Annotated in this window: 12 protein-coding genes; 6 read left to right on the forward strand and 6 right to left on the reverse strand. The window is 64.2% G+C overall.

Annotated elements, in window-relative coordinates:
* Positions 1-323: 323 nt before the first annotated feature.
* The 3 genes from B7R21_RS20215 to ctaD form a co-directional block, all read right to left on the reverse strand.
* A complete protein-coding gene (locus tag B7R21_RS20215; RefSeq protein WP_172592210.1) occupies positions 324-491 on the reverse strand; it encodes a hypothetical protein in 168 nt (55 codons plus the stop codon).
* Positions 492-855: 364 nt separating this feature from the next.
* The gene (locus B7R21_RS15760; protein WP_116284164.1) at positions 856-1,143 is read right to left on the reverse strand and encodes a hypothetical protein; all 288 of its coding nucleotides are present in this window, start codon (positions 1,141-1,143) and stop codon (positions 856-858) included.
* A 23-nt stretch (positions 1,144-1,166) separates the two neighbouring features.
* A complete protein-coding gene (gene ctaD / locus B7R21_RS15765; protein ID WP_116284165.1) occupies positions 1,167-2,897 on the reverse strand; it encodes an aa3-type cytochrome oxidase subunit I in 1,731 nt (576 codons plus the stop codon).
* Positions 2,898-2,996: 99 nt separating this feature from the next.
* On the opposite strand from ctaD, the gene B7R21_RS15770 reads away from it, so the two are divergent.
* From B7R21_RS15770 to B7R21_RS15785, 4 genes are read left to right on the forward strand one after another with little or no spacing between them, the layout of a single operon-like run.
* A complete protein-coding gene (locus B7R21_RS15770; RefSeq protein WP_116284166.1) occupies positions 2,997-3,413 on the forward strand; it encodes an ArsR/SmtB family transcription factor in 417 nt (138 codons plus the stop codon).
* Positions 3,410-5,086, forward strand: a complete 1,677-nt coding sequence (locus B7R21_RS15775) for a SulP family inorganic anion transporter (RefSeq protein WP_116284167.1) — start codon at positions 3,410-3,412, stop codon at positions 5,084-5,086. Before B7R21_RS15770 ends, B7R21_RS15775 begins: the two co-directional genes overlap by 4 nt.
* Before the next feature lie 10 nt (positions 5,087-5,096).
* Positions 5,097-5,390: a hypothetical protein gene (locus B7R21_RS15780; protein WP_116284168.1), complete on the forward strand. Its 294-nt coding sequence runs from the start codon at positions 5,097-5,099 to the stop codon at positions 5,388-5,390.
* A gap of 53 nt (positions 5,391-5,443) precedes the next feature.
* Entirely contained in the window at positions 5,444-5,713 is a 270-nt protein-coding gene (locus tag B7R21_RS15785) for a hypothetical protein (protein WP_116284169.1), read from the forward strand.
* A 21-nt stretch (positions 5,714-5,734) separates the two neighbouring features.
* Here B7R21_RS15785 and B7R21_RS15790 read toward each other — a convergent pair whose 3' ends face one another.
* Both B7R21_RS15790 and B7R21_RS15795 read right to left on the reverse strand, forming a co-directional pair.
* On the reverse strand, positions 5,735-7,183 hold the full coding sequence (locus tag B7R21_RS15790) for an HAD-IC family P-type ATPase (RefSeq protein ID WP_116284170.1): 1,449 nt from the start codon (positions 7,181-7,183) through the stop codon (positions 5,735-5,737).
* A gap of 32 nt (positions 7,184-7,215) precedes the next feature.
* Positions 7,216-7,620, reverse strand: a complete 405-nt coding sequence (locus B7R21_RS15795) for a hypothetical protein (protein WP_172592211.1) — start codon at positions 7,618-7,620, stop codon at positions 7,216-7,218.
* A 441-nt stretch (positions 7,621-8,061) separates the two neighbouring features.
* On the opposite strand from B7R21_RS15795, the gene B7R21_RS15800 reads away from it, so the two are divergent.
* Together B7R21_RS15800 and B7R21_RS15805 are read left to right on the forward strand one after the other, a co-directional pair.
* Positions 8,062-10,800 (forward strand): cation-translocating P-type ATPase, encoded by a 2,739-nt coding sequence (locus B7R21_RS15800; RefSeq protein ID WP_116284172.1) that lies wholly within the window; start codon positions 8,062-8,064, stop codon positions 10,798-10,800.
* Positions 10,797-12,257 (forward strand): MGDG synthase family glycosyltransferase, encoded by a 1,461-nt coding sequence (locus tag B7R21_RS15805; protein WP_253259850.1) that lies wholly within the window; start codon positions 10,797-10,799, stop codon positions 12,255-12,257. The genes B7R21_RS15800 and B7R21_RS15805 overlap by 4 nt, the downstream gene beginning before the upstream one ends.
* On the opposite strand, the gene B7R21_RS15810 is transcribed toward B7R21_RS15805, so the two are convergent.
* A complete protein-coding gene (locus tag B7R21_RS15810) occupies positions 12,239-14,380 on the reverse strand; it encodes a beta-glucosidase family protein (RefSeq protein WP_253259851.1) in 2,142 nt (713 codons plus the stop codon). The genes B7R21_RS15805 and B7R21_RS15810 overlap by 19 nt on opposite strands.
* Between the last annotated feature and the right edge of the window lie 22 nt (positions 14,381-14,402).

Below are 14,402 nucleotides of genomic sequence, written 5' to 3' on the forward strand. Positions count from 1 at the left end.
AGAAAGCTAAAGGTTAACGAGGCACCCCACTCCCCTACGGAACGGCCTCCAGAATCCGCGAGATTCCGCGATTGCCTCATGTCTTGAAAACTCATCTCGTAGTCGTGCGTGTCTCGCGCCGGTTTTTAGGAGTTTTTGAGGCGCTCTGTAGTCAGTGTCGTGGCCCACGCCTCCTCCCGTAGTGCCTAAAGTCCCGTCGTCTGACGACGTCGAGGTCGGCCCAGTAGGCAGGGATCTAGATCTATGCCATTGCGCTGGGGTTTTGTCGCTCAACGTTTAGCTTCTGGCCAATAAACGCGCCGGCGGTGTAGAGCCAGAACGGGTCACAGGTCATTCTGATCAGGTCTGGACCGTTCACCCATTGTCCGGATCAACTCAGAGAGGTCGAGAGGTTCGGTGACACACAGGTCGATGTTGGCGGGGTGGTCACGCGGAACCAGCTCAAGCGGTGCCGCTCGACCACCAGTAGGAATGACGGATACGTCGGGCATGAAGGCACCTCTTAGTCGAAACGGGTAAAGACACGGTTCAAGTAGAAGCTCGCACCCCTGCTGACGGCAGAGTCGAAAGTCCTGTTCACTGAACCTCCTCCGAGGCGACCGCAGACAATACGCGATTGAAACGCGCCACCCGTCCGATCGACGTCGTCAGCTGGGTAAGCAAACGGCCTTGTCGTACTCGAAATCGCACTCGAAAAGATTCGGGCCCGTCGCAGGTCGAGGCCGATGCTTTTCGTTGCGAGCGGCTCCGCCATTTGTCGGCAAGCGTTGTCGCGCTGAGTTTCTTTCACTGCTCGAAGGGCCGGAGCCGTTTCTCTGGAGAAAGCGACGGCTCGCGGCAGGAACGAACGACCTCCTACCAGGTGGTGGGCGGCGTCGCGAGGAAAGTGAAGTATGTCACTGCGAATACACCCACCATTCCGAGCACACACGCGATCGCTGCCCTATGGATGCGGCGCCGGGGATGCTCCTGCGGAGGCCGCGGCTTCGGCGGGGGTATTGCCGCGTCGAATCTCACGCGGCGAGCCTCGCTGAGGAGTTCGCTTGTTCCGGGCAGAAGGGGGTCGAGTTCTCCGTGCTCGAAGTGGTCTTCGATCAGGATCGCCTCGGCCAGGGTCATTGCAAGCGAATCGGTGTGGGGCATGGTCGAACTCCTTCTCTTGAGGGCTACGAGATTTTCTGACTGCCCACGTCTGAGGTTGGAGCATCCGGTGCGTCTCTGAGCGGGCCGACGCCGACGGGCACTCCCGCCTCGGGGTGGTTGATGTCGAACGCCGGTGATTCCGATCGGATACGGGGCATCGTGGTGAAGTTGTGTCGCGGGGGCGGGCACGACGTGGCCCACTCGAGTGACCGGCCATAACCCCAGGGATCGTTGACGGTGACCTTTGGAGACTTGCGGGTGAGGTAGACGTTTAGGAAGAAGGGCAGCATGGAGAGGGCGAGAATCGCCGACCCGATCGTGGAGAGCTGGTTCATCCAGGTGAAGCTGTCGTCGATGGAGTAGGTGGCGTAGCGGCGGGGCATGCCGGAGACGCCGAGCCAGTGTTGGATGAGGAAGGTGGTGTGGAAGCCGATGAACAACAGCCAGAAGTGCCACTTTCCGAGCCTTTCATTCAGGAGCCTGCCCGTCCATTTGGGCCACCAGAAGTAGAAGCCGCTGAACATTGCGAAGACCACGGTGCCGAAGATGACGTAGTGGAAGTGGGCGACGACGAAATACGAGTCGGTGACGTGGAAGTCGAGGGGCGGTGAGGCGAGGATGACTCCCGTGAGCCCGCCGAACGTGAAGGTGATCAGGAATCCGATCGCGAAGACCATCGGCGTCTCGAAGGTCACTGATCCACGCCACATGGTGCCGACCCAGTTGAAGATCTTCACCCCGGTCGGAACGGCGATCAGCATCGACATCAGGGAGAAGAACGGCAGGAGAACTGAGCCCGTGGCGTACATGTGGTGCGCCCAGACGGTGATCGACAGCGCACCGATCGAGATAGTCGCGTAGATCAGGGTCTTGTAGCCGAAGATGGGTTTGCGGCTGAAGACGGGAAACACTTCAGACACGATGCCGAAGAACGGCAGGGCGATGATGTACACCTCGGGATGGCCGAAGAACCAGAACAGGTGCTGCCAGAGTAAGACGCCTCCTGTTGCTGCGTCGTAGATGTGGGCGCCGAAGACGCGGTCGATGCCGAGGCCCGCGAGTGCTGCGGCGAGCACGGGAAACGCCATCAGAATCAGGATGGACGTGACGAGGGTGTTCCAGACGAAGATCGGCATCCGGAACATCGTCATGCCTGGCGCGCGCATGGTGATGATCGTGGTGATGAAGTTCACGGCTCCGAGGATCGTGCCAAATCCGCTGAGCACGAGGCCGAAGACCCAGAGGTTTCCGCCGTCGCCGGGCGAGAATGTGGTGCTCGACAGCGGGGCATAAGCGAACCAGCCGAACGACGCGGCGCCCTGCGGGGTGAGGAACCCGGCGACGACGAGACCGCTGCCGAAGGTGTACAGCCAGAACGCGAAGGCGTTCAGCCGCGGGAAGGCCACGTCGGGGGCACCGATCTGCAGCGGCATCAGAAAGTTGGCGAACCCGGCGAACAGTGGGGTGGCGAACATCAGCAGCATGATGGTGCCGTGCATCGTGAAGAGCTGGTTGTACTGGTCTTTCGTCGCGAGCAGCTGTGACCCGGGTTCGAAGAGCTGGGCCCGGATGATCAGGGCCATCACTCCGCCGAAGCAGAAGTACAGGAACGATTCGATCAGATACATGTACCCGATGACCTTGTGGTCGGTCGACGTGATCCAGCGGACGAGAATTCCGCGGTGGCGGCTCGTTCCCGGTTCGTCCGGGATGGTCTGCTCAGGTGTACTTGGCCGGACAGTTGCGCTGGACATCAGTGTGCTCCCCAGAGGTGCATTCGGTGCTGCTTCCACGCCGCGTGATATTGCGATATGATGAATTGATACAGCCGATACTACAGGAGAGACGTCACGGTGGACAGCACGACTACGCGAACGGATCGATTCAGCACCGACCACCGCCCGCTCTACGAGGTCAAGGCCAACCTCTTCAAGGGTCTCGCGCACCCGGTGCGCGTTCGCGTGCTGGAGGTGCTCTCCGCCTCTCCAGACGTTTCGGTGTCAGACCTCCTCACCGATACCGGTCTTGAGGCCTCCCACCTGTCTCAGCACCTTTCCGTTCTGCGCAAGCACAACCTCGTGGTCGCCGAGAGGCGGGCGAGCCAGGTGTTCTACCGGCTCGCGTACCCGCAGGTCGCCGACCTGCTCGCCATCTCGCGGTCGCTGCTCGTCGAGATCTTGCAGAACACGCGGGCGCAGTTGGACTCCACGGTGAACCTGCCCGACATCTCCGTTTCGCGCGCCGACGATGATTCCGCGACCTCGTCGTGAAGCCGACCCGCTATCTGGGCTCACTGCTGCCAAGCTGGAAGGACTACCGGTCGGTCAAACGCACCTGGCGGGCAGACCTGATCGCCGGAATCACCGTCGGAATCGTCGCCCTTCCGCTGGCGTTGGCGTTCGGAGTGAGCTCCGGCGCCGGAGCAGAAGCGGGGCTCGTCACCGCTATCGTGGCCGGGATCATCGCCGCCGTGTTCGGCGGGTCGAACATTCAGGTCTCCGGGCCAACCGGTGCGATGGTCGTCGTGCTCGGCCCTGTCGTTGCAGCGCATGGCGTGGCGGCGGTTGCCGTCGTCAGCGTACTGGCCGGTGTTGTGGTCATTGCCGCAGGCGCACTCAAAATCGGCCGAGTCGTGTCGTACATCCCCTGGCCGGTGATCGAGGGCTTCACTCTCGGCATCGCGGTCATCATCTTCCTCCAGCAAGTGCCCTCCGCCGTCGGCAGCACACCCGGGGCCAGCAGTAACGCCCTCGTTTCAGCCGTGCAGTCGTTCCCGCGCGTCGACCCGGCAATCCTGATCTGGCCGATCCTCACGGTGCTCGTGGTCGGCGTCATCATGATCATCGCCCCGAGAATCAGCCGTAAACTCCCCGGCTCCATCATCGCGATCGTCGTCGTCTCTGCCATCGCGGCATTCTTCGACCTACCGCTCGCGCGCATCGGCTTGCTCCCGAGCTCATTGCCGACACCGACACTGCCGAGCTTCGCCGACGCCGGGGCGTTGGTCGGGCCGATCTTCACCGTCGCCGCTCTGGCCGCGATCGAGTCGTTGCTCTCCGCCCGGGTCGCCGCCTCCATCTCCGACACCGGGCCGTACAACGCAGACCGGGAACTCGTCGGCCAGGGACTCGCATCGGTTGCGTCCGGACTGTTCGGAGGCATGCCCGCGACGGGCGCAATCGCTCGCACCGCCGTGAACATCCGATCAGGCGGCAGAACTCGGCTCGCTGCGATCATCCATGCCCTCGTACTGCTCGCGATCGTGTATCTCGCGACCGGGGTGGTGTCGCAGATTCCGCTCGCCGCACTGGCCGGCGTGCTGATGGTCACCGCTGCCCGCATGATCTCCGTCAGCACCGTACGAAGCGTTCTCGGATCCACCCGCTCCGATGCCATCGTCTTCGTCATCACAGCGATCATCACCGTGTCTTTCGACCTGATCACCGCCGTCGGAATCGGGATCGCCGTGGCGGCCTTCTTCGCCCTTCGCGCTCTGGCCAAATCAGGCGGCGTGCACCGGGAAGAACTCCCCGGCCCCGCACAACCCGGAGACGAACACATCGCCCTCTTCCGTCTGGACGGCGCACTCTTCTTCGGTGCAGCCGACCGGATGCTCGAACGCGTGACCAGAATCGTAGACGTCACGGTGGTCATCATTCGCATGTCGCAGCTTCAGGTGCTCGATGCGACGGGGGCACGGGTCATCACCGAGATGATCAATGGATTGGAACGCCGCGGAGTCACCGTGCTCATCAAGGGAATCCAACCCGAACACCTTCGCCTCGTCACCAGGCTTGGTGTCATCAGTGCGCTCCGCGACCAGAAGCACCACTTCACCAGCCTCGACGCCGCCGTCGAGCATGCCCGCGACCACGTCAGACGGTCAGCGATCGGCGCTCTCGGAGCGTCGAAAGTCTCCACCACCACGACCACGCCCGCCTGAGAGGAACACAATGCAACTGAAACGACTGGTCGATGACCTCATCGACCACGCCAAGAGTCACGACGTTCTTAACACCTACTCGATCGTTCTCGGGAGCATGCCCGCGACGAACAGCACATGGGCGCGGGGCAAGAAGGTCTACCGCTGGTTCCCCGTCGCTCAATCCGGATACGTGCCGAACGACATCGTCGTGCTGGCTCCCGTGCCCGACAACCACCGCACCGGCGAACTGATCGAGTTCCGCGGCAACATCCTCACCGGAGCAATCAGCGACCACCTCATCCGAAGCGGCCGCGAACGGTAACCCGGATGCCTACAACGAGCCCCCCGAACCCCACAAAGAACCTAATCGACACAATGATTGACCAGGCCCACGAACAGAACCCCCTCGCCAACTACGTCGTTCTCATCGGCCACGCCCCGCTCACCAGCCGCGCTCACGACGACCTCGGCTGGCTTCGGGGCCACCGCACGTACCGACACCTGGCCGTCGCCCAGAGCGGTGAGATCCCGTTCGAAGCCATCCTCCTCTCCCCCACAGCAGACAACTACCAACTCGGCGAAGTCAGCAAATTCCGTGGCCTCACCGACTCAGGCCAAATCAGGCGGAGAGTCCTCTACCCCTGATGTGTCTTATGCAGCGAATGGTCATCGACGAGTTCGTCGCAAAACCGCCCCCGCCGGGTCGACCGATCTGTCATCGGGACGGTGGGTGGCCCTGCGGTGGAGCAGCTCCAAGGTCAGGCTTGCGACCGCGGATGCACCCAGCGCTACGAAAAGCAGCTCCGGCGAAGGCATGGTCAATCGAAGAAAATCAGTCGTGAGCGGTAGCACGACAACGACCACCAGGCTCGCGTAGGCGCCGATCACGATCATTGTCGTGGCGCGGGTGAACGGGCGGGCGAGGATCATAAGGATCCAAAGCGCGCTGAGGGTGAGGGTGACAACGGCCGTGGTCTGCACGACGGCCTGAGTTGCACCGACACCGATGGACGCGTACGTGACAACTCCGATCACGGCGATCGCGACGACCAGCCCGGACGGGACACAGAACCGCGCCGCCCGCTTTATGAAACCGGGCCTGTATTTGCGCTCGTTTGGAAGCAGCGCGAGGACAAGAGCCGGAAGACCGATGCTGATACCGTCCACGATCGACAGCTGGCGGGCCAGAGCGAATTCTCCATCCAGCAACACAATTTGTGCAACGGCTCGGGCGGCCGCCGACCCGGATCCCATCGCGATCCCAAGGTCGGCGTGCTTCAAAGCGAGCGTGTCGTTGACCCCGTCTCCCGTCATCGCGACCGTGTATCCCAGCGATTGCAACGCCAGCACCATTGCCTTCTTCTGCTGAGGCGTGACCCGACCGAACACACGCTCCGTACGGAGCACCTCGGCGAGAGCGACAGGGTCGGTGGGAAGTGAGCGTGCGTCTGCCGCGACGAGCCCCGCCGGGAGTCCGATCTCGTGCGCGACGGCGCCGACCGTGAGCGGATCATCCCCCGAAATGACACACACCTGGACACCCTGAGAACCGAAGTAGCCGATCGTCTCTGCCGCGTCGGCGCGCACCCGCTCCCGCAGCACCACCACCGCGACGGGCTCTAACCCCTTCGGGAGGGCCGGCGCCACTGTAGGGACCGTCGATGTCAGCAGGTACGGCGAATGCGCTAGGACCACCGTGCGTCGCCCGGCACTGGCGAGTCGGGTGACCTGCCGCTGCATCTCGGCGGCGCCCGCGGCTGTGCCACTCAGCACCACGTCGGCGCCGCCCAAGACCCACGTCTCCGGCGATTCTCCCTCACGGAAATATGCCGCGCTCCATTTGTAACGACTCGAGAACGGCACCGTGGCATCAGGCAGGGTGCCGGTCTTGTCCACGCACAACATGTCGACGCGGGCAAGACCCTCCACTGCCGAGAGTTCCTGCACAAGCACTCGTCGGCGGGCCAACCTGACAGCCCCGATCGTGAGCGCGAGAGAGGTCATGAACACCAAGCCCTGCAGCACCATCGCGATGATGCTCGCCACGGCTGCCACCGCCGCATCGCGCCAAGCGCCGCTGGACAGCGCAGCAGCCCAGCCACCTGCCGCCTGCATCTGCCCGTTGACGACGATCGCACCGACGGGAATCAGCCCGAGGGATATCCAGCGGGGTTCCGGGCACTGGACTCCCGCAGCTTGCTGCGCACGAGGGTGAACTTTCGGGCCTCGAGGGTGATCTGCGCGGAATATGAATCAGTGCCGACGCGAATGACCCGTGCAAGTCCGCCACCGGCGACAACCGTCGAGCCGCTCAGGAGTGTGCGACCGACCTTTGCGCTGACCGGATTCGCCTCCCCTGTCAGGAGTGATTCATCCACCTCTATGTCGCTGCCGTCCACGAGCTCTGCATCCGCGACGATCTGGCCGCCCGGGCACAGTACCAGAAGGTCGTCGACGAGGAGAAGGAAACTTGCTCCCACGATCCCGTTGAAGAGCGTGAACAGATTCGCCCGCAGAATGCGAGCCAACGAGCGGCCGGTGTCATCCGGCATCGTGTTGACTAGCCCCCGGTCGCGCCGGTCTTGCACCTCTGCAGCGGTCAGTCCTAGCGTTCTGATCGACCTCACCCCCTTCCTACAGCCCATGTTCCTCTGCCACAAGGACAAGAGACAGGGCCTTACGTCCTCAGCCGACCAAGATCATGACGCGCCTACGAACGAGCAAGCCGATTATCCGTTGGCAGGTCGGCCACGAATATCCAAGAAGCCGGCTACACCAGGACCCTCCCCGGCGGTGGTCTTCGACCCGCGGGGTCAGCATCGCCGATGATGTGCCTGCTGGTTGCGACGTACTGGCAAGTCAGACCATCACACCCTCTGAGACCGCACCGGCCGTGATGCAGAGGTGGCGTGCGTCGACCTTTCGAGGGTCAAGGTTGGGACCTTAGCCCCTGCCGCTGATGTCTTCCATCCGCCTAGCTTTGCTGGGTGACTATGTCTGAACATCCGTACTTAGAGAGTGCGCAGACGGTGCTCGACGATTTCGACTCGACCCTCAACGGGCTGACTGAGCCGCAGGTCATCGCCCACCGTGCGCGGTATGGCAGCAACGTCATCGTTTCCCTCACGAAGGAGTCGGGGCTCCGCCGGTACCTGCGCCAGTTCAAGGACTGGATGATCCTGCTGCTTCTTGCCAGCGCGGTCGTGACGGGTGCCCTCGGTGACGTCGGGACGACTGTCGTTCTGCTTGTTCTCGTCGGCATTAACACTCTGATCGGGTTCGTCCAGGAGTCCCGCGCCGAAAAGACCATGGAAGCGCTCGGGCGCCTCGTCGCTCCGACGAGTGAAGTCGTCCGCTCAGGAATTCTCGCCCAGGTCGCGTCGAGAGACCTGGTGGCGGGTGACATTGTGCGACTCACCGAAGGCTCGACGGTGCCCGCAGACGCGCGGCTCGTCGAGGCCACCGCCTTCTCGACGAACGAGTTCGCGCTCACCGGCGAGAGCGACCCGACCCGCAAGTCTGCGGACGACATCGCCCATGAGGTACCGGTAGCCGAGCGGCACAACATGGCCTACGCGGCGACGACGGTGGCCACCGGGGTTGCGCTTGGCGTGGTCTCTGCAACGGGCATGGCGACCGAGCTCGGGCGCATCGCCCGTCTCAGCGACTCCGCGCCGGTCACACCGAGTCCTCTTCAGTTCGAGATGGCGAAGATCGCCCGCTGGGTGACGCTCGGGGTCGGGTTCCTCACCGTGGTGGTGCTCGCGGTCGTCATCCAGTCCGATATGTCGATCACTGTCGCTCTGTTATTCGCGGTCGGGTTCGCCTGCGCACTCATCCCTCAGGGTCTGCCTGCCGAGGTGAACACAGCCCTCGCCGCGGCAGCAGCGACGCTCGCGCGCCAGAACGTGCTCGTGAGAAAACTGAGTGCTGTCGAGACGCTCGGCGCGACCCACGTGATCTGCACCGACAAGACCGGAACGCTCACGAAAAACGAGATGACGGTCACCGAGATCGTCGTCGGCAACTCGAGCTACTCCCTCACCGGCAGTGGCTACGACCCGACCGGCCAGCTCGTTCCCTCGCCGGGCGACAATGAGTCGCGGGTTCGCGCCTTTCTCCAGGTGGGCGTGCTGGCGAGCAATGCACGGCTCGCGCCGCCAGCGAAGGATGCCCCGACCTGGCGCATCCTCGGAGACCCGACTGAGGGCTCCCTCCTGGTTGCGGCGAGGAAGATCGGCATCGATCTGGATGCTCTGCAGAAGCTGTACGTCGAGGTCGGCGGACTGCCATTCGATTCGACGCGCAAGCTGATGACGTCGCTGCGTCGCGACGAGCACGGCGTGGTCACGGCGTTCTCGAAGGGAGCGCCCGAGAGCATCCTGGAGCGTTGCAGTCACATCGACACGGGATCCGGGGTGCGACCGATCACCGCCGCCGACACGAACGCATTGCTTGCCCTCCACACCGGCAAGGCCTCCCGCGCGTTGCGGAATCTCGCGTTCGCCACGCACACGGTCAGCGAAGCGGATGCCGCGACCGGGGATCTCGGGATCGTCGAGCACAATCTCACACTGTTGGGCTTGGTCTCGATTATCGATCCGATTCGGGCGGAAGTTCCGGCTGCCATGGCGGCGGTGCTCGCTGCGGGAGTCAAGGTCGACATCGTCACCGGGGACTTCTCGCTGACCGCACTTGCCATCGCACGCCAGGCCGGACTCGTCGCACCGGACGGCAGCCCCGGCGGCGAACTTGTGGTCGTCACGGGCGCAGAGCTCGCCACGATGACCGATGCCGACGTTCTGGCTCGCGCCGGTGCTGGCGGAACCGTTTTCAGCCGGGTCGCCCCCGAAGACAAGGTGCGCATCGTCGACCTGTTGAAGGCATCCGGCCGGGTCATTGCGGTCACGGGAGACGGTATCAACGATGCCCCCGCGCTCAGGCACGCCAATATCGGGGTCGCGATGGGAGCATCCGGAACCGATGTCGCCAAACAGTCGGCGGAGATCGTGCTGCTCGACGACAGCTTCGCGAGCCTCGTCGGCGCCGTGCGCCTCGGCCGCACGATCTACCAGAACATCCGTAAGGGCGTGCTGAGCTGCCTGACCTCGAACATCGCGGAGTTCACAGTGAACTCCGTGAGCCTCGGTCTGGCGTCAATGTTCGGGGTACCGCTCGCACTGAATGTGTTGCAGATTCTGGCGATCGATCTGCTCGGCGAGATCTTCCCGATCGCAGCGCTCGGGCGTGATTCGGAGGAGGGTGAGACGATGAGTGATGCACCGCGAGACCCAGCAGCGCGAATACTGAACCGTCGTTCACTGGTCGACATCGTCATCGCCGGCGGCGTGATGGGCGTGCTGGCTTTCGCGAACTACCTGCTGCTGTTCTCGCGCAACTCCGTCGACCCGTTTGTCGACATCGTTCCGTTTGCTGTGCTTGCACAGGCCATGACGATCACCTACGTGACGATCATGGTCTGTCAGCTGGTGAGCATCACCCAGCGGCGAAGCGTGCACGGCTTCTTCACCCGCTACCAGCTCACGAACCGCACCTACTGGCTGGCAGTCGCTGTGGCCGTCGCCATCATGCTCGTCATCGTCTACGTGCCTGTGGTCGCGAGCCTCTTCGGCACGGCGCCCCTCGGCATTCTCGACTGGGCCTTCGTGCTGGGTACTGCGCTCGTCTTTCTGGCCATACGCGAGACGGGCCGCGTTCTGGTGCGGAAGTGAGCCGGCCCGCAGAAGGACGGCAGATCGGAGGAGGGGAGCGCGTACTCATCCTGTCCGCAGGGGTGGGATCTGGGCACAACAGTGCTGCGGCGGCGGTGCGCGAGGCGTGCGACGTGCGCGTCGATGTCGCCGAGGTGCAGGTGCTGGACGTGCTCCGTACGAGCAGTGCTCTGTACCGTGACGTGCTGGGGAAAGGTTACTTCGTTCTCGTCGAGAACGTGCCCTGGCTGGTCGAATGGGGCTATGACGCGAGCAATCCCCCGTTCCGGCGCCGCGGCCCGATCGACCCCTGGACGCGGGCGAACGCCCTCCCCGTTGTCAGTGCGATCAAACGATTCCGACCCACCGCGATCGTATGTACACATTTCTTGCCCGCCCAGCTCGTGGCGTCGCTGCTGCTTCGCGGGGTGATCAACGCCAAGACCGCGGTTGTGTCGACCGATTACGACTTTCAGGGCCTGTGGCTCACGGGCGCATTCCATGCGCTCTTCGTGGCCCAGGAGGAGGCGAGGGTGGAGCTGTCGGCGTTCGGTCTGCCCCCTGACCGAATCGCAGCCACCGGCATCCCGATCGCCGCCCAGCCGAGCGCCGAAACGGTTCGTGGAAGTCATGAGCCCCCGATGCTGCTGATCTCCGCGGGCGCATCCGGCAGCGATTACGCCGTCGCGGTCGTACGGCAGACGCTTCATCTGCGATCCCCGTTCACGGCAACGGTCGTGTGCGGGCGCAACGTCGCCCTCCGGCAGCGTATCGAGCAGCTGGTGGCGCCGGCCGGGGACCGTTACCGTGTGCTGGGCTTCACGCCCGAAATGCCGCTCTTGATGCGCCGGGCCGACCTGTTCGTGGGCAAGCCCGGTGGGCTGTCGGCGTCGGAGTGCATGGCGGCCGGGCTTCCCATGGTGCTGATCGACCCCATCCCGGGTCAGGAGATTCGAAACGGCGACTACCTGATGGAGCAGGGTGCAGCTATCCGCTGTAACACGGCCGCGACGATCGGTTGGAAGATCGATGAGCTGTTGCGTGATCCGGGACGCCTGCAGCGGATGCAGGCAGCCGCGAAGAGAACCGGTCGCCCGGATGCCGCCGCAGATGTTCTGGCTAGCCTTCTGGGCGGAGCGTCCCGTCCGCTGGTCATCAGCCGTGCGGCGCAGAAGAGCATCCTCACCGGGGCCGAGCGGCGCGTCGTCGCGTCGGACAGTACTGGTGCCTCATCGCTGGTTCGCCTCATCGACGATACGACGGGCAGCACGATCGCACTCGTTCAGACCAAGGAGCTGGATGGTCTGCAGAAGCGATACGGCGTTTCGAGCGAGCGCCTGGTGCTGCGACAGGACGCGTCACCAGCGTCGCCCCAGAGAGGAGAGCGGCGGTTGATTCGCGCCGTGCTCCGGGGCGACGACCTGCTGCCCGTCCGTATCGAACGACTGTCGGCACCGGGTCAGATCCTCCCCGCCTGACTCCCCTCGACGCGTCGTAATGGCACGGCATCTGCCCAGCTGACGGGACTGTGCTGGGCGGCGAGCAGAGCCCAATCGCCCGCGCGGGACGACCACTGCCGTGTCGCCGGGTCTCGCTGCAGCGTCGGGCCCGCATCGAGCGTGACCTGCACGGTCATCTCAGCGCCGGGCTGGAGCGCCACTTTCGTAAAACCCAGCAGCTGCGCCACCGGCCTCCTTACAGACACGTCTGCGGCGTAGATCTGTACGACAGTCGAGCCCAGGCGAGATCCCGTATTCGTCACCCGCACGTGAGCGCTTCGGTCTGCGTCGTCGAACCGGTGATGGAGGAGTGCGTGCTCCATCGTGGTGTAGCTCAGGCCGAACCCGAACGGGAACGCGGCGGTGTGTCCATCGGCGTCCAGCAGGCGTTGGCCCCATTTGTCGTCGTACACGACCGATTTCGCGGAGCTGTCGAACGGCGGCAGATGTGCGGCGGTCGTCGGGAGCGCGAAGGGCAGCCGACCGCCGGGCTCCACGGCACCGGTCAGCACACTGGCCAGCGCATGACCTCCCTCCATCCCGCCGTACCAGGCCAGGAGGATCGCCGGTACGCTGTATCGCCAGCCTTCCGTCAGGATCGCGCTTCCGCCAATGAGCACGACGATGGTGTGAGGGTTGGCGGCAGCCACTTTGCGGATGAGGCGCGCATCGGAGGGGCGCAGTTCCAGCGAACGGCGGTCGCCACCTCGAACGAAGTGCGACACGATGTGAGCGAGGCCGACGAGCGGTTTGCGGAGAAGTGCCCATCCGACGGATCGTCCGAGCACGCCCACGTCGACGCCTCCAGTGACGACCGACTCCCCCTCGTCGTGCTGGTCCAGTCCTACGACGACGATCGCTGTCTCTGCTTTGGCTGCCATCGTGGCGGCTGCTCGCAGGTTGCGCCCCGATGACGTTGTCATCCGCACCAGCGGGAGTGCCTCACGAAGCCCCTGAAGCGGCGACACTGTCGACGGTGGTCGAACTCGTGACGAACCGTGATCGCCGAGGTTCGCCCGCGACGCGAGCCGTCCGATCACGGCGAGGTGACGGGTGGCGGGGGCCAACGGCAGGAGCGGTGCGGTGTCAGTGGCGTCGTTCTTCAACAGCACGATGGACTCGGCGGCAACCTGTCGGGCAAGAGCACGGTTCGCCGGCGACGCGATGACGGCGGTGCCCGGGCTCGCCTGCTCTCGAGTGGCGGCGTGCATCACGCTGCTTCGAAGGATGCGCCGCGCAGACAGCAGGAGTGTCGAATCAGCCACCTGCCCGCTTCGAACGGCAGCAGGCAGGTCACGGGCGCGAAGCAGTCGCAGGGGCATCTCGACATCCATCCCTGCCCGCAGGCTGAGGATCGCATCATGGGTGCCGAACACCCAGTCACTCGTCACGAACCCGGTGAAGCCCCACTCGTTCCGTAGCACATCGGTTAGCAGGGCGCGGTTGACGTCCATGTATTCGCCCCGCACCCGGTTGTACGCACTCATCACGGAGTCGGCTCCGGCGTCGACAACGGCCTTGAAGTGCGGCAGATACACCTCGTGCAGGGCATGCTCGTCGACTGTCACGTCGACCTCGAAGCGTTCGTTCTCCATCGAGTTGAGAGCGAAATGCTTCACACAGGCCATCACGTTGACCCGCACACCCCGGGTCAGGGCAGACCCCATCCCGCCCGTCAGCACAGGATCCTCCCCGTAGCACTCCTGCGCCCGCCCCCACCCGGGGTGACGAAGCAGGTTGACGCAGACCGACGCCGAGTAGTTCGCTCCCCGCGCCCGGGTCTCCAGACCGATCGCGACGCCGACCCGTTCCTCCAGTGCGGGATTCCAGGTTGCAGCCCGTGCCATCGTGACAGGAAAAGCGGTGCACGCGCCGATCACGACGCCTCGGCCACCGTCGCTGAACCGGATGCCGGGGATGCCGAGCCGCGGGACCTCCCCCGCCACGAAGGGGCGCCGACCCAGCAGGAGCGGAATGAAAGGCAGCAACCACCGCGGGGAGTCTCCATCGAGAAGACCGAGAACCTCCCCACCGGTCATCTGGGCGGTCAGGCTCTCCGCTGCATCATCCGCATCGAGCTCGCCCGCCCGAACCGCCCGCACAGCCTCTTCATAGGCGGACGCG

This window comes from Subtercola boreus (assembly GCF_003399625.1).
Classification (GTDB): Bacteria; Actinomycetota; Actinomycetes; order Actinomycetales; family Microbacteriaceae; genus Subtercola; species Subtercola boreus_C.